This is a genomic window from Gilliamella sp. B2889 (genome assembly GCF_026536885.1).
Taxonomy (GTDB): Bacteria; Pseudomonadota; Gammaproteobacteria; order Enterobacterales; family Orbaceae; genus Gilliamella; species Gilliamella apicola_E.
Genome location: NZ_JAFNNF010000001.1, coordinates 57145 through 79621, shown reverse-complemented (window position 1 = coordinate 79621; position 22477 = coordinate 57145). Strand labels below are relative to the sequence as shown.

The following is a 22477-nucleotide window of genomic DNA, read 5'->3' as shown; positions in this document are numbered from 1 at the left end:
TTGGTTGGGGAAATATTATGTCTATCAAGAAAATTCTTTTTATTAGTGCAGCGTTATCTTCTGCATTGTTTTTAAATGGTTGTAGTAGTTCAGATTATCAAGCCACTTCAGCTGGTCGACAAGTTCAGTTTATTGATACTAAACCAGCAGCAAATTGCCAATTTATCGGTAAAGCTGAAGGTCGCCGTAGTACTTTCTTTTCTGGTCTAAAAACTCATAGTGAGTTGATTCGTGATGCAGCTAATGATTTGATGAATAAAGCTGCTGCAATGGGTGGTAATGTGATTTATAACGCACAAGATGCATCGTTACAATATGTTTCAGATATTGCTCCGACAGATGCTGTGATGACTGGTGAAGTCTTTAGTTGTAAATAAGATTGTGTAGAATAGAAAAGGGATACTACTGTATCCCTTTTTTATTTGCCGATATAACTAACCATTTTGTTTTTCAAATTGTTTCATGAAATCTATTAGGTAGTTGACTCCATCAATATCCATTGCATTATAAATCGAAGCCCTCATTCCACCTGCAATTCGGTGACCTTTAATTCCAATGATATTTGCTTGTGTTGCTTCACTAACAAACTTTTTATCGAGATCTTCATTTGGTGATAAGAAGGTGACATTCATGATTGATCGATTAGCAATAGCCACAGTATTACGATAAAAATCGGATTGATCGATAAATTGGTAAAGTAATTTTGCTTTAGCTTGATTTCGTTGCTGCATTGCATTCAATCCACCCAAGCTTTTAATCCATTTAAAGACTAAACCTGACATGTACCAAGCAAATGTTGGTGGTGTGTTAAACATTGAGTCATGATCCATTAAGATTTTATAATCTAACACGGAAGGTAATGCTTTTTGAGCATGTCCAATTAGATCTTCACGAACGATGACAATTGTGATTCCTGAAGGACCAATATTTTTCTGCGCACCTGCGTAAATAATGCCATAGCGACTTACGTCAATCGGTTGCGATAAAATGCAAGATGATAAATCAGCAACTACGGTTTTATCCCCAAAATTAGGTTGTTCGAATATCTCTACCCCGTCAATGGTTTCATTAGGGCAATAATGGATATAATCACTGTTATCACTTAGTTGCCATTCGGACATGGGTTTAATTGAGGTTATACCTTGATTTTTAATTGTCACATTTTGTTCAATCACATTACAGTATTTGGTTGCCTCTTTGGCTGCACATTGGCTCCAATAGCCACTGTTAATGTAATCAGCATTTTTTGCCGAAATATTCATTGGCACAGCAGCAAATTGTGCCCTAGCCCCACCTTGGCAAAATAGAATTTTATAATTTTCAGGGACATTTAAAATATCACGAAGATCGTTAGTTGCTTCAATCGCACATGCATCAAAATCTTTACCGCGATGGCTTAACTCCATTACTGATGCGCCGGTGTCGTGCCAATTTAATAATTCAGCTTGTACTTGTTTTAAAACATCTGCAGGGAGTTTTGCTGGGCCTGCACTAAAGTTATAACTTTTATTCATTGCAATTCACTTTCATCCATCTAAAAATTGAAAATCTATTTTTACACTCTATTGAGCGATATACAAACAGATTTTTATCAAAAAAAAGTTGAGGAACGGGGTTTTTGAAGCATAAAAATACCGACAAAAGTCGGTATTTAAAATAAAAAGTACTATAAACAGAGTTGTTTTTTAGCATTGTCGATTGCCAATTTAACTTGTTTAGGCGATACGCCTCCTTTAGCAGATCGTTTAGCTAGGCAAGATTCGAGTGATAAAATTGGATAAACGTCATCTTCAATAACATCACTATAGACTTTTAATTCATCCAACGTTAACTCTTCTAATGCTTTTTGCTTAGCTATCGCGCCAACAACGGCTTCACCTACAATGTGATGAGCTTGTCTAAATGGAATACCTTTAGCAACGAGATAATCAGCAAGTTCTGTTGCATTTGAGTAGCCTTGTTTAGCTGCATTTTGGCAACTTTGGTAATTGATTTTAATATCTTCAAGAACTAACGCTGCCATGTCTAAACATTCTTGCCAAGTATCAAGTGCGTCAAATAGATGTTCTTTATCTTCCTGTAGATCTTTATTGTAAGCAAGTGGTAAGCCTTTAAAAGTCACCATGGCGCCAGTTAGTGCACCAACAACTCGCCCTATTTTTCCTCGAATAAGTTCTAATGCATCAGGATTTTTTTTCTGTGGCATTAATGATGATCCTGATGTGACACGATCAGATAGTTCAACAAAATCTGCTTCACCACTATTGAAGATAATTAAATCTTCTGCAAACCGAGATAAATGCACCATTCCTATAGATGCATTATTGAGTAATTCAAGTACATGATCTCTATCAGATACTGAATCTAAACTATTATTGGTTGCTGTTGCAAAACCTAACCAATCGGCTAGCTGATCGCGATCCATTGGATAAGCAGTTCCAGCTAAAGCGCCACAACCTAAAGGGCTTACATCCAAGCGTTTAAGTGTATCTTGTAAACGGCTTTCATCACGTGTTAGCATTTCATAATACGCTAAACACCAATGAGCAAAAGTGACTGGTTGTGCGCGTTGTAGATGAGTATAGCCAGGCATAACGGCATCTTGATGCTGTTCAGCGGTAAGTACTAAGCGTTTTCTGAGTTCATTGATAGCTGTGATAAGATGAGCGATTTCATCTTTACACCATAATTTTAGATCGGTTGTTGATTGATCGTTACGGCTACGACCAGTATGTAATTTTTTACCTAAATCACCGATTTTTTCAATAAGTTTTTGCTCTACCCAACTGTGAATATCTTCCGCATCACTTTGTAGAATCTGTTCTGGGTTTTGCCGTACTGATTCTAATAATTCATTTAAAGCTTTTTCTAATTTTTTTTGTTCATCATAAGATAAAACGTCAACAGTGACCAAAGCTTTAGACCATGCAATTGATCCAATGATATCTTGCTCCGCAAGCCGATAGTCAAAGCGTAGAGAATCATTAAAATGTTTAAATCGTTGATCTGCTGCTTGGCTAAAACGCCCACCCCATAATGCCATAATTACCTCAATTTTTAATCCTAAGCGATTTTAGTTTGATCGCTTTTTTAATAATGATATTCAATAATACTATAAAAAATATATACAGACCAAAGTCTGTATATATTGTGTTTTATATCTAAGTAAAAAGTCATTAAAACTTACTTTTTAGCTTTGGCTTTCGCTTTCACTTTTGCGTTAGATTTTGGAGCAACTGTCGCTTTAGCATCAGCTTTAGCTACTTTTTTGACTGTTTTTTCAGTTTTTTTAGCTGTATCTTTTTTAACTGTAGCTTTTTTAGCTGGTTGTTTTTTCTTACCTTCATTTAGAGCTCGAATGCGTGAAGATAATGAGAATAAGCGAATAAATCCACCTGCATGACTGTGGTCATAGACTTCATCCTCACCAAAAGTCGCAAATTCTTCACTATATAAGCTATTTGGTGATTTTTTCTGAACAGCTGTTGCATTTCCTTTGTAGAGTTTAACTACAACTTCACCTGTCATATCTTCTGCTAATACATCAGCAGCGGCTTGAATTGAGCGACGATATGGTGCAAACCAACGACCATCATAAACAACGTATGCCATTTCTAAACCAAGTTGTTCACGCCATTTGAAGCTATCACGATCTAAAATTAATTGTTCTAAACCACGTAATGCAGTCATCATGATTGTACCACCTGGGGTTTCATAACAACCGCGAGATTTGATGCCCACCAAGCGATTCTCAATGATATCAACTCGACCAACACCATGTTTAGCACCAATTTTATTAAGTGTTGCTACGCAGTTATATGGAGAGAGTTTTTTACCATTAACAGAAACGACTTCACCTTTTTCTATACCAATGGTAACAAGTTCTGGTTTATTGGGTGCATCTTCTGGTGAGACAGTCCATGCCCAACAATCCGCGTTGGCTTGATTCCAAGTGCTTTCAAGCACACCACCCTCAGTAGAAATGTGCCAAGCATTTTCATCACGGCTATAGATTTTTTCAACGGTTGCTGTTGTTGGAATTTTTCGTACTTTTAAGTAATCAATTAAAGCTTCACGCGAACGTAAATCCCATTCACGCCAAGGTGCAATAACTTTAAGTTGTGGTGCTAGAGCTGTATAAGTTGTTTCGAAGCGAACTTGGTCATTACCTTTACCTGTTGCTCCATGACAAAGGGTATCGGCACCAACTTCTAATGCATATTCAACTTGGGCTTTAGCAATAATTGGGCGAGCCATTGAAGTTCCAAGATAATAAGTTCCTTCATATAAAGCGCCAGTTTTTAAAACAGGGTAAACATAATCTTTAACAAATTCTTCTCGTAAATCGACAACTTTACAAGCTACTGCTCCAGATGCTTTCGCTTTTTTCTCAACATCTTTTAATTCTTTAGGATCTTGACCAACGTTAGCGACAAGAGCGTAAACTTCACAACCGCCATAATTTTCTTTTAGCCATGGAATAATAGCTGATGTATCTAATCCACCTGAATAGGCTAAAACCACCTTTTTTGTTGCACTTTTTTTCATGTTATACCCTTTCTTAAATTTACTGACGAAAAAATAAATGATTTAAAGATTAAATTAAGTATATTTAATAAAAAATATACTCAAATAATATACTAACTGATTTATATTTAAGCAATAATTCTTGTACCTGTTATTCCTGATTTTCCATTAAATAATTCAATAAGTTTGTCGGATTCTTTCCAACTAGCTATATCAATTGGTCGCCCAAGTGTTTTTGCTGCTTCGAATGCAGAATTGACTTTGACAATCATGCCATCAGTAATAATGCCTTGTGCGATCAAGTGATCAGCTTCTGTTTGAGTTAATGATTCAATTCGTTGTTTGTTAGCATCTAAAACACCGGCAACATCAGATAATAAAATTAAATCTGCATCTATTGTTTTTGCGAGTGCAACGGCAGCGTGATCGGCATTCACATTCATCATCTTGCCTTGATCAGTAATGCCAATTGAACTAACAATTGGTAAATAACCATTATTAAGCAGTAAATTGATTAAGGTTGGATCACCTATTTCGGCTTCGCCTACATACCCTAACTCTTCAGAAATTTGTTTAACCTTGACACTATCACCATCGGCTAAGCAGAGTCCGATACTTGGTATTTGTAATTTTTTTGCTTCTGACAATATTGTCGTATTGGCACTACCGGCAAGACTACCTACAATCACATCAATCTGGTCTGCGGGTGTAACGCGTAAACCATTGCGTCGTACTACCGGTAATGAAAGACGATCCATTAAGGCGTCAACAACACTACCACCACCATGAACAATAATTAAAGGTCTATTAAAATTCTTTTTATATTCGCTAATAATAATGAATAATTTACTTAACGCATCTTTGTTATCGAGTAATACACCGCCAAACTTAATAATTAATGGTTTCATTTTTATTCCCTATCCATTTAAACAAAGTCACTTGATTAATATTATTAACAAATGAGTATTTATAATAAGGCTGTAGTTTCATCAAAGCCAAATCGAATATTCATACACTGTACCGCTTGTGCTGCTGCACCTTTTAATAAATTATCTTCGACTGAAATTAAAATCAAATGTTGCCCTTTTAGTACAAAACCAATATCGCAATATGGCAGATCTATTACTGATTTTAATGCTGGCCAATGTTTTTGGTAAACCCTAATTAACGGTTTATTTTGATAATATTTATTTAATGCGTTACGAATATCATCAGATGTTACGCCTTTCTTTACCATACAGGTAATAGTGGCATGAATGCCTTGTTTGAAACATCCTAGGTGAGGCGTAAAGATAACTTCTTGGCCTAAGTGTGTTGCAATTTCAGGTTGATGACGATGTGTAAATAAGCCATAAGCATGTAAACTCACTTCACAAAATAAATTGTTAGTCGAAGGTTTTCGTCCAGCGCCACTTACACCACTTACAGCATTGATAATAGGCCATTGACTTTTGTCTAACAAATCTTCTTCAATCAATGGTTTTAATGGCAGTTGGGATGCTGTTGGATAACAGCCAGGAACTGCAATCAACTGAGCTTGTTTTATAGCCTCATAATTCCATTCAGCTAATCCATAAACGGCCTTCTCAAGCCACTGTTTATGTTGATGTTCAAAACCATAAAATTGAGTATAAAAAGAGGATGAATTGACACGAAATGCGCCAGATAAGTCGAATACTGTGCATCCTTTGTCTAAAAAATAAGGTGCGATATCGTGACTAACTGAATGTTCTGTTGCTAAAAAAACAATATCAACATCATGAATGAGAGATGAATAGTCGGCGGTTGCAATTAAGGGGAGATCAACTACACCTTTCAATTGAGGATATAAATCATAGTCCGAGATTAACTTTCCACCATCACGACTATTTTCAGATACGGTTAATGCGACTAACTCAATATTTGGATGCTTTGTTAAATAATATGCAAGTTTTGCGCCTGCATAACCACTTGCTCCGACAACTATTGCTTTTAACATACCTTTCCTTATCTATCACTAAGTTTTTTTTGGTAGTATAGTAGGCTTTCTGAAAAAACAAAGCAAGCATAAAATGCATTTTTATTCACTTTTAGTGAATTTATTTTCAAATTAGTCGATCTTTAGTAAAGCAAATAAGTCGGATGATTCCTCCTCTCTAATCAATCAGGAGGAGGAACCGCAATTTTTATTTCAAATAACAAGCCGATTTTAAGATCGCAATTAATAATTCCCAATAACGATATACACTATGAATATTAACTTTTTCATCAGGTGAATGAGGTGAAACTATAGTTGGTCCAATTGAAATCATATCCATATATGGATAAGACTGTTTAAATAAACCGCATTCTAAACCAGCATGGATCACCATAATTTTTGCTTGCTTTGAAAAAATCTCTAAGTACTTATCTTTAGCTAATTGTAGTAGTCTAGAATTCAAATTAGGTTCCCAACCTGAATAACCACCACTGATTTCATAATTGGCATTTACTAATTGGCTTAATGATATTAAGGTTGAAACAACTGCATCTTTCGCGCTATCAACTTGAGAACGAATTAAAAAGTTTACACTTAACTGATTGTCACTAATATTGACAATGCCTAGATTTAAAGAAGTTTCAACCACACCATGGATCTCTTTGCTCATGCTGACAACACCATTAGGCGAAGTGTTTAAAATATTGATGATTTTGTTTTGTTGATCAATCGCGATAACTCTTTTAACTTTATCCGTTTTCACTTCTTTTAAAGTTAATTCAATATCTGGTTCAATCTGTCTAAATTCATTTTGTAATACTGATTGGTATTGTTTAACAATTGCTTCTAACTTAGGCAAATCTTGCTTGCTTAAAGTTAATTCAGCAAAAGCTTCACGAGGTATCGCATTACGTAATGAACCACCTCGAATGTCAGCTAATCTAAATGAGATATCTTGTGCGTATTGAGCTAGCAATCTTGCCATTAATTTTATGGCATTCCCTCGTCCAAGATGGATATCACAACCTGAATGTCCACCTTTCAAACCTTTTAGAGAAAGTTGTACATAGCAATCGTGAATCTCCGGCATAACCGCGTATGTAATTGTAAAATTCATTGAGAAGTCTATACCGCCTGCACAACCAGTAAATATCTCACCTTCATCTTCAGAATCAGTATTAATGAGATAACGGCTTTTTAACCAATTAGGTTGAAGACCAAAAGCACCATGCATACCAGTCTCTTCAGAAGTCGTAACTAAAACTTCAAGAGGACCGTGTTCGACAGATGGATCAATTAATACAGCTAGAGCAGATGCAAGCCCTACACCATTGTCAGCACCTAATGTTGTACCTTTTGCTTTAACCCATTCATCGTCTATATAAGCTTGGATTGGATCAATTAGAAAATCATGCTCTGTACCTTCGTTTTTTTGAGGAACCATATCCATATGGGCTTGTAAAGCAATAGATGGGCAATTTTCCATACCTTTAGTTGCGGTTTTGCTCAATAAAATGTTTCCAGTTTTATCAAGCTGACAATCAATGTGATGAGTTGCTGCAAAATCGACAATATATTTGGTTATCATTTGTTCATGATGAGAAGGATGGGGAATGTTACAAATATCATTAAAAATCTGCCAAACAAATTTTGGATTTAGGGTTGATAGCATAATTTATCCTCAGTATTAGCTAGGTAACAAATTAATCAGTGGTTTTTTTTATCTAATCACTCTATAATAAGGTGCAATTTTACATCTATTTCAAGTCCATTAATATTAATTTATTAAATTCGTTTATTCGATTAAAATTGCAGGTTACACATGTCAATAGAACAAACTTTAACAGAAGAAGAAATCAAAGCCAAAAAACAGCATAAAGCAGAGCTCATCGCTGAAAAGAAAAAATTCAACGTTACTTGGGAAATGCTTCAAGCTTATGGTCGTCAACTTTCTGAAAGATTATTACCCGCCAAACAATGGAAAGGCATCATTGCCGTTAGTCGTGGAGGCTTAGTTCCTGCGGCTATTCTAGCTCGTGAACTTAGCATTCGTTATGTCGATACCGTTTGTATTTCAAGTTATGACCACGATCATCAACGTGAAAAACTAATTTTAAAAGAAGCGAAAGGTGATGGCGAAGGCTTTATTGTTGTTGACGATTTAGTTGATACCGGAAGCACAGCTCATACTATTCGTGAAATGTATCCAAAGGCTCACTTTGTAACTATTTTTGCTAAACCTGCTGGCAAACCATTAGTTGATGATTATGTTGTCGATATCGCTCAAGATACTTGGATCGAACAGCCATGGGATACTGGCGTTATGTTTGTTAAGCCACTTAGTGATCATTAATAATTAATTTAATAAGGTTGCTATGACTGAAAACCTTTCTGAAAAGATATTTAAACCACAATATGATTATCCTGAAACATCATCGCTAATCAATCGGTTAGATAGTAGCGATGGTAGCAGTATTAGTCCATTTGATGGTGAAGTAGATTCAAAATGGTACCGAATCATTAATCCTATCCTATGGTTTTGGCGTGGCTTACCGAAATTGGAAATCGAAGAAGTTTTATCGCAAATCGCAATTTCGACTAAACGTCATACCAATGAAAAGTGGTTAGATTCGGTTATTGGTTATCAACCTGGCAATTGGATTTATGAGTTTTTAAATCAAGCTGCAAAATGGCAAGCTAAAGCGGATTCAATAGATCAATCTGACTTATCTGAAGAAGCAAAAAATAACTTACATCAAGATTATTTAATTGCGAGTGAATTTGCTAGTATTGCTAGCTATCCTCATTTTAAAAATGATGAGCTTGCCATGTATGCACAAACTTGTGCATATCAATCTTATATAAAAGCACTTGAGTTTTCGCCTTACACGACAAAACAGATAGAATTTAAAGTTGAAAATCGCAGTGTTAAAGCAATTTTACATTTACCTAAGAACTGTGATGGCGTATGCCCTGTCGTGTTAGTCTGTAATGCATTAGGTAATTTACAAATCGACTATTATTGCTACTTTAGTGAATACCTAGCGCCACAAGGTTTTGCAATGCTAACAGTAGATTTGCCAACAGTGGGCTTTAGTCGAAATTTTGTATTAACACAAAATAGTAGCCAAATTCATCAAGCTATAATTGAACAACTAGCGACAGTACCTTGGGTTGATAGCAATCGTGTAATTGTGGCAGGATTCCGTTTTGGTTCACACATTGCTACACGTCTTGCTTATTTAATGCCAAATAAAATAAAAGGACTTTTCAACTTTACACCTTTTGTACATCAAATATTTGTTGATAAAACCTTACAACAAAATCTACCAAATTGTTATAAGGATATGCTAGCTTGTCGATTAGGTTTAACATCAGTTTCAAATCAGCAGTTAGCTGCTGAATTAAATTACTTTTCTCTAAAAAACCAGGGATTATTAACTCATTCTTGTCCTGTGCCAATTATGAATGTCATCTTTGAAGATGATAAGTTAAGTAATTTAACAGAAGCAAAATTAATTCAATCTTCAAAGCAAAGCAAAATTGTGACTATTCCTAAAACACCATTACAAAAAGGCTTACAAAATGCTTTAACTCAATCAGTTAAATGGATGGAATCTATTTTGTAAGAGATGATTTAAATAAGATTATTGCTATGACTAATAAAAAAAAGCAAACTGTCGTTATTAAGTTAGGTACCAGTGTTTTAACTGGTGGAACTAAACAGTTAGATCGTGCTCGAATTGTTGAACTGATTCGGCAATGTTCTTATTTACATCAAATTGGTCACAAAATTATAATAGTTACATCGGGAGCAATTGCTGCTGGTCGAGAGTATCTAAACTTCCCTAACCTTCCAAATACTGTTGCATCAAAACAATTACTTGCTTCTGTTGGGCAAAGTAAACTTATCCAGCTTTGGGAACAGCTGTTTTCAATATATAAAATTTTTATTGGACAAATGTTACTGACACGAGCTGACTTAGAAGATCGTGAACGCTTTTTAAATGCACAAGATGTTCTAAAAGCGATGCTAGATAATCATATTGTGCCGGTCATCAATGAGAATGACGCCGTAGCTACAGCCGAAATTAAAGTGGGTGATAATGATAACCTATCAGCACTAGCGGCAATTTTAGCAGAAGCAGATAAACTCATATTACTGACAGATATTGAAGGATTATATACTGCCGACCCAAGATCTGATACTAATGCTCAATTAATAAAAGAAGTTTCTCATATTGATGAAAGTTTACGAAACATAGCTGGTGATAGTGTTTCAGGGCTGGGAACCGGTGGTATGAGCACAAAAATTCAAGCAGCTGAAGTAGCAGGTAGTGCAGGAATAGAAGTAATAATTGCCGCTGGGAATAAAGAAAATGTGATTATTGATGCAGTGAATAATCAATCGGTAGGCACGCGTTTTTTATCACAGAAAACCCCATTAGAGCATCGTAAACATTGGCTATATGGTGCACCTAATGCAGGAAAGGTGTTAGTTGATGATGGTGCTATAAATGCTATTTTGAATAATGGTAGTTCGCTCTTACCAAAAGGAATTATAGCGGTTGAAAAAGATTTTTCGCGGGGAGAAGTAATAAATATCTGTGATAAGTCAGGAAAACAAATCGCACGAGGTGTAAGCCGTTATAATAGTGATGCGCTAAAACAAATAGCAGGACATCACTCACAAGAAATTAGTCAAATTATTGGCTATGAATATGGATCTGTAGCCGTACATCGGAATGATATGATTATCAAATAATAAGGAGGTTAAATGGAACTAGCTATAGGTGGCGTAATAGTCAACTGGTTAGGTGTATTAATTGTTTACTAGAATTCACTATACAACTCAAGTTATCGAATATATCTCAGCTTGCTTTTAAGCTTCATAATTGACAATCGCCTGAAAAATACATTATTGTTGGAATAAATTGATTCCTATTAGCAAAATTTGTTTAAGGTGACAGCTCATACCTCTTTAGCTCTATTATTTATTCTATAAGTTTTATAAATAAGAATTAGAGTGGGATGTATAATATCATTAGACAAATTATTTTTAGAGAATCTGTATTCTGTCAAACACAGTTGTGAGTAAAATCTATTAAGGTTAAGCAATGATAAACCAAATTGGAAAGTTAGCAAAACAAGCCTCATATCAATTAGCACAATGCCCAACTAAAATCAAAAATCAGGCTTTAATTAGTATTGCTGATTTATTGGAGCAAAGCTCTCAAAGCATTTTAGAGGCGAATCAAAAAGATATTTCTATAGCAAAAAATCAAGGATTGAGTGAAGCAATGCTTGATCGTTTATTATTAACTCCAGAGCGACTATCCTCTATTGCTAATGATGTTCGCAAAGTTGTCTCCTTAACCGATCCTATTGGGCAAACTATCGATGGGTCAGTTTTAGAGAACGGATTAAAGTTACAACGTCACCGAGTTCCGCTGGGTGTAATTGGTGTAATATATGAAGCCCGCCCTAATGTTACTATAGATATTGCTGCTCTTTGTTTAAAAACAGGTAATGCAGCAATACTTCGTGGTGGAAAAGAAACGGTTAATACTAATGCGGCTATCATATCCATTATTCAACAAGCATTAAATCAAGCCGGCTTACCTGAAACTGCTATTCAATCAATCGATAATCCTGATCGTAAATATATCACTGAGTTACTCAAACTTGATAAATATGTAGATATGATTATTCCCCGAGGCGGTGAGGCTCTACATAAACTTTGCCGTGAACATTCAACCATTCCGGTCATAACTGGCGGTATTGGAGTTTGCCATATCTTTGTCGATGAAAGCGCAGATTTTGACGCAGCTTTTTCAATCATTCTAAATGCCAAAACTCAACGACCAAGTACATGTAACTCTGTAGAAACATTACTCGTACATACTGAAATTGCAAATACTTTTCTGCCTAAGCTTAGTCAAATTATGGCTGACAATCACGTCATATTACATGCTGATCCTGATGCTTATAAAATTTTAAATTCAGGCGTAGCAAATCTATTTCCAGTAGAAGATGACGAACTTAGACAAGAGTGGCTTTCCAAAGATCTGAACATAGTGATTGTTGATTCACTTGAATTAGCAGTTGAACATATTCGTGAATATGGAAGTGGCCATTCAGAAGCCATTCTAACTCGAAGTCTACTTAATGCGGAGCAATTCATTAAGCTAGTTGATGCGGCTGCTGTTTATGTTAATGCATCAACTCGATTTACGGATGGTGCACAATTTGGTTTAGGCGCCGAAGTTGCTGTCAGTACTCAAAAATTACATGCCAGAGGACCAATGGGTCTAGAAGCATTAACAACTTATAAATGGATTGGTTATGGTGAAGATTTAATCCGCCAATGATGATATTAGCTAACTGTTTATAAAATCAAACAGTTAGCTAAATAGAGATGGACTAATCAAAATTACGCATTAAAAGCGCATAATTTAAATCGATATCTTCAGCTACCGGAATATAAACAATATGGCCATCACCGAGTCCAGCAGGAACAGGTTGGCCTTTTTTATTTTCCATTCGTTCAATAATGAACGTTGTGTTACCTTTTGGTGTCATCATCTCAACACTATCACCTACTGAAAATTTATTTTTCACAATAATTTCAGCTAATCCATTTAAACGTTGACCACTAAACTCACCAACAAACTGTTGTCTATCTGACACTGAATGGCTATGAACATAGTTCTGCATATCTTCATGTTTATGACGACGCAAAAAGCCTTCGGTGTATCCTCGATGAGCGAGTGAATCAAGTTCAGTTAATAAACGAGGATCAAATGGCTTACCTTCACTCGCTGCATCAATAGCTTGACGATAAACCTGAGCGGTTCTAGCGCAGTAATAAAAGGATTTTGTCCGCCCTTCAATTTTTAATGAATGTACGCCTATTTTCGTCAAATCTTCAACTAATTCAACCGCTCTTAAATCTTTGGAATTCATGATATAAGTTCCATGTTCATCTTCAAAAGCTTGCATATATTCGCCAGGACGACCTGATTCTTCTAACATAAAGACTTGATCTGTTGTTGTGCCAATGCCCAAAGTCGGTTCAATTTGCTTTACAGGAATTGGTTCATATTTATGTACTATCTGCCCTACTTCGTCCTCCTTACCTTCGGACACTTTATATTCCCAACGACAAGCATTGGTACAAGTTCCTTGGTTAGAGTCACGTTTATTAATATAACCAGATAATAAACATCGTCCCGAATAAGCCATACAAAGCGCACCATGAATAAAAACTTCAAGTTCCATCTCGGGTACTTTTTCACGAATTTCTTTTATTTCGTCAAGAGACAACTCTCGTGATAATACAACGCGGGTTAATCCAATATTGTGCCAAAATTTTACCGTTGCCCAGTTAACGGCGTTTGATTGTACAGACAAATGAATTTCCATTTCAGGAAAATGCTCACGTACCAACATAATTAAGCCAGGATCAGACATGATAAATGCATCAGGCTTCATTTTTACTATAGGCTCTAAATCTCGAATAAAGGTTTTCAGCTTTGAATTATGAGGAGCTATATTTACAACAACATAAAATTTTTTGCCTTGCGCATGTGCTTCATTAATTCCAATCGCTAAATTTTCATGATTGAATTCATTATTTCGAACACGCAAACTATAGCGGGGTTGACCAGCATAAACTGCATCTGCCCCATAGGCAAAAGCATACCGCATATTTTTAAGCGAACCAGCAGGAGAAAGTAATTCTGGTTTTGAATATAAATTTGTCATTAAAAAATGCCTCTGATTTCAAGTCAGTATTACCCTATTAGGTAATAGATTAAGCAAAATAGGATGGGCATTTTACGCTTTAGCTATATGATTGGCAAATTAATTGTATTTACAATAAGAAACAGAAAAATCACAATAAGAAACAAAAATTTCTCAAATCTAATTTTATCGCCTAATTTTAAATAAACTGTTGACCAAGATTTTTATAAAATTAGATATGTAAAACGCACTAAATTTGTGATGAAGATCACATAACGCTATTATAAAGCCCAATATTTTTTTGTTTTTATAGCTCACATTTGTGCAAAACCACATAGATAGCAAACTAATTCGATAATAAAATTAGCGCAATATTTTTTAATAGTCATAAAAACATGAGGAAAATTTAAATGACTGAACTCATTAGTTGGTATGGAGCTATAATAGGACTTTTTCTTGCAATTTTTCTTATATTACGTGGAATAAACCCAGTCTATTCGTTATTTTTTGGGGCGATAATTGGTGCTTTCATTGGTGGAGCAAATCTAATACAAACTGTCACGATTTTAACTACTGGTACACAAAGTATTATGGGCACGGTGATTAGAGTATTAGCCGCGGGTATTCTAGCAGGGGTAATGATGGAATCAGGCGCAGCGGAAACTATTGCTCAAGCTGTCGTTAGAAAATTAGGTGAGAAAAAGGCATTACTCGCTTTAGCATTAGCTACAGGTATTATTACTGCATCAGGCGTATTTATTCCAGTTGCTGTATTAATCGTTGCACCTATTGCTTTATCTGTTGGTAATAAAATGGGCATTTCTCGATTAGCGTTATTATTAGCACTTTCTGGTGGTGGTAAAGCTGGGAATATTATATCACCTAACCCAAATACTATCGCTGTTGCCAATGGCTTCAATTTAAGCTTAAGTGATGTGATGATAGCGGGTTTTATTCCTGCTCTATTTGGTTTAATTGCAACTGTCGTTATCGCTTCATTGATAAAAAATAAAGGTGATAAAATTGCTAACGACGAAGTCGTTGCATTACAAAAAAATGATGCTGAACAGAAAAATAAAAATCCATCATTAGGCAAAGCAATCGTTGCTCCTGTAACAGCAATCCTTCTATTAATGGTTAGCCCTATAGGCAATATTTTCCATATTGAAGCACTAGCTAATTTAAAGATTGATGCATTATATGTGCTTCCTGTAGCAGGGATCATCGGCATGTTAGCAATGGGACAACATCGTAACATTGCAATGTATACCAAATCTGGGATTGAAAAAATGACACCAACTGTACTTATTCTTGTCGGTGCTGGTGCTATCGCAGGTTTAATTGGTTCATCAAACCTAGCAGCTCAAGTTATCAATATCATTGATTCAATGGGAATTTCTGGTTATTACTTATCACCAATTTCAGGTATCTTAATGGCAGCAGCTACAGCATCAACTTCAACAGGTGTAATTTTAGCAACAGGTACATTTGGTTCAACCATCACAGATTTAGGAATACCAGCTCTTAGTGCAGCTGTTATGATGCATACTGGTGCAACAGTTATTGATTCATTACCGCAAGGGAATTACTTTCATGTAACTGGTGGTAGTATGAATATGACAATTAAACAACGTATGAAATTGATTCCATATGAAGCGATGGTTGGTGGAACAATGACAATTATTGCCATTATTTTCTATCAATTTATTATGTAATATTAAGAGTAATTTTTATGAAACAGAAAACATTTGTTCTTGCTCCTGACTCATTTAAAGAAAGCTTAACAGCAAAGGAAGTGTGTCAAGCAATGGAGTCAGGTTTAAAAAAGGTATTTCCTGATGCCAAATATATTCATGTCCCAATGGCCGATGGTGGTGAAGGTACAACACAATCACTAGTCGATGCGACTAATGGAACTTTACATGCTTGTGAAGTTACTGGTCCACTTGGTAACAAAGTGACGGCTTATTATGGAATCCTAGGAGATAACACCACTGCAGTCATTGAAATGGCCTCAGCAAGTGGTATCCATCTTGTTACCAAAGAACAACGTAATCCATTAATTACTACAACCTTTGGTACAGGTGAATTGATTCTTGCCTGCTTAAAACAGGGTATTAAAAAAATTATTTTGGGTATTGGAGGTAGCGCGACAAATGATGGTGGAGCCGGAATGGCACAAGCCTTAGGCGTAAAGCTTTACGATAAAAACAACCAACTACTCCCTAAAGGTGGAGGAGCATTAGGCAATTTAGCTAGAATTGATATGTCTGAAGTAAATCCTCAACTTGATAGAGTAGAATTTATTGTTGCAAGTGATGTTACCAACCCACTCTGTGGTGAAAAAGGTGCTTCAAGAGTATTTGGACCACAAAAAGGAGCAACCCCTGAGATGGTTGAACAATTGGATGCGAACTTACAACATTATGCATCAATCATAAAATCTCAGTTAAATAAAGATGTTGCGACTATTCCTGGTGCTGGTGCTGCTGGCGGATTAGGGGCAGGATTAATGGCATTTACCAATAGTAAAATGGAAAAAGGCATCGATATTGTTATCAAATATAGTAATTTAGAAAACCAATTAATTGGTGCCGATTTTTGTTTTACAGGAGAAGGTGGAATTGATTTTCAAACCAAATTTGGAAAAACGCCTTATGGTGTTGCACAAACTGCCAAAAAACACAATATTCCAGTTATTGCATTAGCAGGAATGATTGGTGAAAACATCGAAGAACTTTATCCAGAAGGAATTAATGCCATTTTTGGAATTATCCCATCTCTATCTAAGATTGAAGATTTATTGGCTGATGGATTCAAAAATATTGAACGAACCAGTGAAAATATTGGTCGCTTAATTAGTATTACTTAACTTTAACATTTTTAGACACTAACAAACAAAAGCATGGGGAAATAAAGAGGCTATTCTTTATTCCCCAATTATTATCTAATTAAACATAAATAAATCTTAATCTTAAAGTAACAGACCTAAAGTCTGCTATAATTAAAAAGTTTTAACACGATCTCAACAAGAATTATAGTAATAAAATTAGAATCAATAAGTTATAAATTAGAACTTGTTAATAATATAAGGTTTATCGCTATGAAATCGCAAAGCATCTCACCAATACTTGCTCAATATATTGTTGATAAAACTATGAAAATCATCAATTGTAATGTCAATATAATGAATAATCATGGTGAAATTATAGGTAGTGGTGATACACAACGTATTGGCGAATTACATGAAGGTGCAGTGTTAGCAATATCACAAGGTAGGGTTGTTACCATTGACAATCCAACTGCAAAAAAACTTAAAGGTGTTAAACCTGGTGTTAATTTTCCATTAAAACTAAAAAAAGAAATTGTTGGCGTTATTGGCGTAACAGGTGAACCAGCACAAATAATCCAATTTGCTGAACTTGTTAGTATGACAGCAGAGATGATAATGGAACAAGCATTATCATTCAATCAACAATCTCAAGAGAATCGGTTAAAAGAAGAGTTTATATTATCAGTAATTCAATCAGATAAAACGCTTTCAAATATAAATGAATGGAGTCGAAAATTAAATATTGACTTATCGTTAGCTTATGTTGCTGTTATTATTGAAATCGAGAGTGGTCAGCTAGGAATTCAAACAGCAATGGAGGAGTTACAACAAATCCGAAATGAACTCGAAACACTAACCAAACTAGTGGCCATAAAGTCACTAACCGAAATTGTTATATTACTACCTGCTTTAAATAAGTTTAACCGATGGGATTTTTCAGAACATAAAACAAAACTAGAAAAACTAGTTAACCATACAAAATTGCTTAGTCAATTTGCAATAAAAATATCTTTAGGGAAATATTTTCATCAAGGAAACGACACAATAGCAAGATCTTATCAAACAGCTAAAACAGCTTTAGAAATCGGTAAAAAAAGATTACCAGAATGCCGTAACTACTATTATCAAGATCTTATCTTACCGGTTTTATTAGATGGTTTAAATCAAGATTGGCAAGCTGAAGAATTACTTTCCCCTTTAAATAAATTAAAAGCATCTGATACAAATGGTTTATTGCAAAATACGCTTGAAACTTGGTTTTTTAATAACTTGCACAATAGCAATACTGCCAAAAATCTATTTATACATCGCAATACACTTGAGTATAGATTGAATAATATTGCCAAACTGACTGGATTAGATTTATCGAAATTTGATGATCGTGTACTGCTTTATATTGCACTACAACTCGATAAATAACCTTAAATTTTTAAATATAATTAAATTATTCATCACCAGCCTCAATAAGCGGCAAATACTCTTGCCAGCGATATTCTCGTATCGGCATTGGATTTGAATTCTCAAAATATAAAACTAGTGCTGGTTTGATACCATTCCAATTATCGACAAACTCATATCGAGTAAGAAAACCCTCTTTTATCAATTTTTTGGCTTTAGCGTGATAATTAAAATAACTCATAATTTATATTATCCTAACTATTAATCAAAATTATAGAAAAACGCAAATTAATCAATTTTGAATTTTGAATGATAAATCTTCATTGAAGATATAAAGTTAATTTTTAAAAATAAAAATCGGAACCATGGCTAAAAGTGCTAACCACAAAGATTTAATAAAAATAAAATGCAACGGCTTAATTTAGTTTATTAATAATATGGCAAATTCCGATTATCGAGCAATATTAGATAATATGATATAAATAAATATTACATAAAACCATCAGCGAACCTTGTTAACTTATTGAATTATATAATTATTTTAAAAGGATTTGGATTGAGGTAGATATCTCTACCACTAATTTATAGCAACTTAGTTTTATCATAGAAATTTTAATTAATTAAAACATTGACCTTAATTGAGACGAGTCCCCAAGTCGAGGTAGACGGATTTTCAATTTGTTATAATTTTAATTCTTACATACCCTAACATTTTTTCAATTCGCCTAAACGTTGTTATAATAAATCTTTTATAACTGGATATTAGTTTTTGACAAATTTAATTAATTTCATTAACTAAGCACACAAAAAAAACATATCACCTTGTGTAAGATTTTTTATTACTCATAATTTTTACTCAAATAACTAACTTTTATAAATATTACTGATCAACTGTTAATATAAATTTATAAATGTTTAAAAGCTGTATGGATATATTTGATAATATATTACATATTCACTCGCACTAAAAAAATACCAACTTTATTAGGACTTAAATAAAAACTTTTATTGCATGGGGTTATACTGATTTCATTTAAAGAAAAATACGTTAAGCGATCAATATAATCTCTGTGTGTGCTTTTATTGATTCGATTTTCATTATCATCTGTATCATTCACTAAAGAAAAATCCATTTTAAAAGCCTTATCTTGATTTTTTAATTTACTTAAATTTATTCCTTATTTTTCAGTTTATTATGTAATTTATTTTTTATTACGCACTCAGGTATTTTACTTACCTAGGTACATAGGAACGCGATTTGATAATGTTTTATATTGAATATATCACCGGTTTATCCCTATGTATATAGGGAACACGTTGCATATAATTCTTTGCTAACTTCGAAAACCGGTTTATCCCTATGTATATAGGGAACACTATCGGCCGGCATAGTATTCCGTTGAATTCTGCGGTTTATCCCTATATATATAGGGAACACACCATTAGTGTTATTGAATATAGATATTTCAACGGTTTATCCCTATATATATATAGGGAACACGTTTCATAGTCCCCAAGCAAATACTCCTTAGCCGGTTTATCCCTATATATATAGGGAACACCCGATCCAAACCTGTGGCGCAATGATTTCCTGCGGTTTATCCCTATATATATAGGGAACACATCTCCTCAGCAGGAGACAGCAGGGCGGTAATACGGTTTATCCCTATATATATAGGGAACACGTATTACCTCCTGCGTTTGCGAAATGAGTTTGAGGTTTATCCCTATATATATAGGGAACACCCTTATTATAACCTATTGTTTATTAATTAAAATAGCAAGGTATAAAATTCCACCAATTTTTTTGATGTTTTTTTAATCAGATGACACTTAAACCTCAATCGGTTAAATCTATAATTTTATCAATGTGTTAAATGAAATTAATAAAGAGTTTTGTATACTACCCGTTTTTGTGGTTTTTGTTGGTACCAAACAATATTTTGTTGGTTAATAGTTCATAGCCTATAGTAAGCTCACGAACATCTATTGTCGCGTTACTTTTATCTTTGATAATTTTAAACATTAAGAAAAGAAAATTTTAAAAAACTTCTTGTGGATTGGATACATTAACCCAATACTATTAATAAAAAATTTAGCCTATATTGTTTTATGAGCAAAATAAAATTCTTGGGATTTTAATGGAGGCGCGTCCCGGAGTCGAACCGAGGTAGACGGATTTGCAATCCGCAGCATGGCCACTCTGCCAACGCGCCGTAGAGGTCTATCTGAATAGGTGGCAAATATTAGCATTGGCTTACTCTATCGTCAAGGTTAAATAGGTTATAAATACAGCAGTCGTAGCGATTATTTCAATTGTCCTATATTTAGGACATTAATAAAAAATTTAAAATCACCTAGGTCAAGATAAATTATTGCAAAAAAAGTTGAGGAACGGGGTTTTTGAGTTTAAAAATCGACTTTATACGTAAAAAATTACCTTTTTATATAGCTAGAAATAAAAAGAATATAATTCGTGTTATAGATTCCAAATTATTTAAAATAATATTTATTTTTGTATAGAAATTGATTTATCACTTGATAATTGACCATATTTAGTATAAAAATAGCGCTGCATTTAACAATATATTTTTAAGGAAAGGAAATGTTCAAGAAATTACTAGCTGTATCATTATTAAGTTTTGTCCTAGTTGGTTGTGGTGACGATGGACCTAAAATTGATTTATCTACTCAAGAAACTTATGCGACTTCTATTCAAAAAGCTACTGAAAAATTAAGTGACTCTGATAAACTTGCTTTTGGACGAGCAGTAACTAAAGTAGCTTCTGCTGCAGCACTTAACCAAGCTAATGCTGGCGATCAAAATAAAATCTTTACTGAAATGAAAAATAAACTTGATGGAAAAACAGCAAAAGAAATTATCAGTGAATTTGATAAATAATTTTCTTTTATTACACTAAAAACCCGCTTTTGCGGGTTTTTTTATGGAAAAGTCTAATATTATTGAATACTTTTTTATTATTGATAGCAACTAATAGGATTATGTGAAGTAAATTTGATTAATAAATTATAAAATTATTTTTAATTTCTAAGACGAATTTTATATACTTGCTTCACTAAAATAGTTTTTTGAGGTGTGCAATGATTGAACTAAAACTCAGAGAAGTAAAAAAAGACTTATCAACTAAGGAGTTAAAAGTATCCGAATATATTATTGCAAATACTCAAGCGCTAAAAAATATGAGTATACAAACCTTAGCAAAACACAATCATGTTAGCACAACGACCATTTTACGACTTTGTAACAAATTAGGTTATAAAGGTTTTAGTGATTTTAAGGTCGATCTTATCGGCTCAATTCCTCAAAAGCTTAGTACTGAAATTCTTCAAGATGATATTAATTTGAATGACTCTCTTGAGGAAGTAAATAGCAAAGTTCAAGCTATGGAAAAATCCTCTATAGACGAAACTCATTCCATTGTTAATACTCATGCATTAAACAGTGCCATCGAATTAATAATCAAAAGTAACAAAATTGTGATATTTGGCGTAGGAAGCAGTGGCTTGGTTGGTAAAGAGTTTGAATATCAACTAATTAAAATCAAGAAAGATGTAAATTGTCATTTTGATGCTCATATTTCACGTAGTTTGATCAGCACGTTAGACAAGAATGATCTTGTTATTATTATTTCGCATTCTGGTGAAACACCTGAATGTGTAGATTTACTTAAACTTGCTGGTCAATCATCAGTCCCTTCTATTGCTATTACTAAAATGGGACAAAGTCAAATTTCATCATTAGCCTCTTTTGTCTTACATACGACATCTATGGAACACGCTTCTAGATTGATTCCTGTTCGTTCCAAAATTTCACAAATATCAGTCATTAATATGTTGTTAACTAACTTATTTATTCGTAAATATGATGAAAGGTTACTACAGCAAACTCAAAATCGTGAAAAACGAAAATATCCTCGATATACCCAGAAGTAATAACAAATTTACCAATCAAATAATATCATCAAGTTGAAAAGTCATTAACTTAAACTTTTCCT

General features: G+C 34.1%; 17 protein-coding genes, 1 tRNA gene, 1 pseudogene and 1 CRISPR repeat array. Of the genes and pseudogenes, 10 read left to right on the top strand and 9 right to left on the bottom strand.

The window, feature by feature from the left end; all coding sequences use genetic code 11:
* Positions 1-17: 17 nt before the first annotated feature.
* Positions 18-377 (top strand): DUF4156 domain-containing protein, encoded by a 360-nt coding sequence (locus J3U09_RS00350; protein WP_065734066.1) that lies wholly within the window; start codon positions 18-20, stop codon positions 375-377.
* A gap of 57 nt (positions 378-434) precedes the next feature.
* Here the strand turns inward: J3U09_RS00350 and serC are convergent, their stop codons facing one another.
* The 6 genes and pseudogenes from serC to J3U09_RS00320 all read right to left on the bottom strand — a co-directional run bounded on the left by serC (position 435) and on the right by J3U09_RS00320 (position 8156).
* Positions 435-1514, bottom strand: coding sequence for a 3-phosphoserine/phosphohydroxythreonine transaminase (gene serC / locus J3U09_RS00345; RefSeq protein ID WP_267356631.1), 1080 nt, complete (start codon positions 1512-1514; stop codon positions 435-437).
* A gap of 152 nt (positions 1515-1666) precedes the next feature.
* On the bottom strand, positions 1667-3043 hold the full coding sequence (argH, locus tag J3U09_RS00340) for an argininosuccinate lyase (RefSeq protein WP_267356629.1): 1377 nt from the start codon (positions 3041-3043) through the stop codon (positions 1667-1669).
* A gap of 287 nt (positions 3044-3330) precedes the next feature.
* Positions 3331-4548: pseudogene (locus tag J3U09_RS00335) on the bottom strand (argininosuccinate synthase); the annotation flags it as partial.
* Positions 4549-4655: 107 nt separating this feature from the next.
* Positions 4656-5435, bottom strand: coding sequence for an acetylglutamate kinase (gene argB / locus J3U09_RS00330; RefSeq protein ID WP_267338677.1), 780 nt, complete (start codon positions 5433-5435; stop codon positions 4656-4658).
* 59 nt (positions 5436-5494) lie between these two features.
* Entirely contained in the window at positions 5495-6505 is a 1011-nt protein-coding gene (gene argC / locus J3U09_RS00325) for an N-acetyl-gamma-glutamyl-phosphate reductase (RefSeq protein ID WP_065563515.1), read from the bottom strand.
* Between the two features lie 187 nt (positions 6506-6692).
* Positions 6693-8156 carry an aminoacyl-histidine dipeptidase gene (locus J3U09_RS00320; RefSeq protein WP_267356625.1) on the bottom strand — a complete coding sequence of 488 codons (1464 nt, stop codon included), beginning with the start codon at positions 8154-8156 and terminating at the stop codon, positions 6693-6695.
* A gap of 150 nt (positions 8157-8306) precedes the next feature.
* Between J3U09_RS00320 and gpt the strand changes: the two genes are divergently transcribed.
* From gpt to proA, 4 genes are all read left to right on the top strand, one after another.
* Positions 8307-8837, top strand: a complete 531-nt coding sequence (gene gpt / locus J3U09_RS00315; RefSeq protein WP_081299561.1) for a xanthine phosphoribosyltransferase — start codon at positions 8307-8309, stop codon at positions 8835-8837.
* A 22-nt stretch (positions 8838-8859) separates the two neighbouring features.
* Positions 8860-10113, top strand: coding sequence for an alpha/beta hydrolase (locus tag J3U09_RS00310; RefSeq protein ID WP_267356623.1), 1254 nt, complete (start codon positions 8860-8862; stop codon positions 10111-10113).
* A 26-nt stretch (positions 10114-10139) separates the two neighbouring features.
* Complete coding sequence (gene proB / locus J3U09_RS00305) at positions 10140-11249, top strand: glutamate 5-kinase (protein ID WP_267356621.1); 1110 nt, start codon at positions 10140-10142, stop codon at positions 11247-11249.
* A 352-nt stretch (positions 11250-11601) separates the two neighbouring features.
* The gene (proA, locus tag J3U09_RS00300; protein ID WP_267356619.1) at positions 11602-12855 is read left to right on the top strand and encodes a glutamate-5-semialdehyde dehydrogenase; all 1254 of its coding nucleotides are present in this window, start codon (positions 11602-11604) and stop codon (positions 12853-12855) included.
* Between the two features lie 52 nt (positions 12856-12907).
* Here the strand turns inward: proA and yegQ are convergent, their stop codons facing one another.
* Positions 12908-14251, bottom strand: coding sequence for a tRNA 5-hydroxyuridine modification protein YegQ (gene yegQ, locus J3U09_RS00295; protein ID WP_267356617.1), 1344 nt, complete (start codon positions 14249-14251; stop codon positions 12908-12910).
* 389 nt (positions 14252-14640) lie between these two features.
* Between yegQ and J3U09_RS00290 the strand changes: the two genes are divergently transcribed.
* From J3U09_RS00290 to J3U09_RS00280, 3 genes are all read left to right on the top strand, one after another.
* Positions 14641-15945 carry a GntP family permease gene (locus J3U09_RS00290; RefSeq protein ID WP_065734055.1) on the top strand — a complete coding sequence of 435 codons (1305 nt, stop codon included), beginning with the start codon at positions 14641-14643 and terminating at the stop codon, positions 15943-15945.
* Between the two features lie 17 nt (positions 15946-15962).
* The gene (locus J3U09_RS00285; protein WP_267353194.1) at positions 15963-17102 is read left to right on the top strand and encodes a glycerate kinase; all 1140 of its coding nucleotides are present in this window, start codon (positions 15963-15965) and stop codon (positions 17100-17102) included.
* A 231-nt stretch (positions 17103-17333) separates the two neighbouring features.
* Positions 17334-18482 (top strand): sugar diacid recognition domain-containing protein, encoded by a 1149-nt coding sequence (locus J3U09_RS00280; RefSeq protein WP_267356615.1) that lies wholly within the window; start codon positions 17334-17336, stop codon positions 18480-18482.
* 25 nt (positions 18483-18507) lie between these two features.
* Here J3U09_RS00280 and J3U09_RS00275 read toward each other — a convergent pair whose 3' ends face one another.
* Both J3U09_RS00275 and J3U09_RS00270 read right to left on the bottom strand, forming a co-directional pair.
* Complete coding sequence (locus J3U09_RS00275) at positions 18508-18702, bottom strand: thermostable hemolysin delta-VPH (protein ID WP_065734052.1); 195 nt, start codon at positions 18700-18702, stop codon at positions 18508-18510.
* Positions 18703-19748: 1046 nt separating this feature from the next.
* A CRISPR array of direct repeats spans positions 19749-20207; the repeat unit is 29 nt; unit sequence CGGTTTATCCCTATATATATAGGGAACAC.
* 396 nt (positions 20208-20603) lie between these two features.
* Positions 20604-20677 (bottom strand) — tRNA-Cys (locus J3U09_RS00270).
* Positions 20678-21066: 389 nt separating this feature from the next.
* Between J3U09_RS00270 and J3U09_RS00265 the strand changes: the two genes are divergently transcribed.
* Both J3U09_RS00265 and J3U09_RS00260 read left to right on the top strand, forming a co-directional pair.
* Positions 21067-21363, top strand: coding sequence for a DUF6694 family lipoprotein (locus tag J3U09_RS00265; RefSeq protein ID WP_267356614.1), 297 nt, complete (start codon positions 21067-21069; stop codon positions 21361-21363).
* A gap of 200 nt (positions 21364-21563) precedes the next feature.
* Positions 21564-22415 (top strand): MurR/RpiR family transcriptional regulator, encoded by an 852-nt coding sequence (locus tag J3U09_RS00260; protein ID WP_065734047.1) that lies wholly within the window; start codon positions 21564-21566, stop codon positions 22413-22415.
* Positions 22416-22477 lie beyond the last annotated feature (62 nt).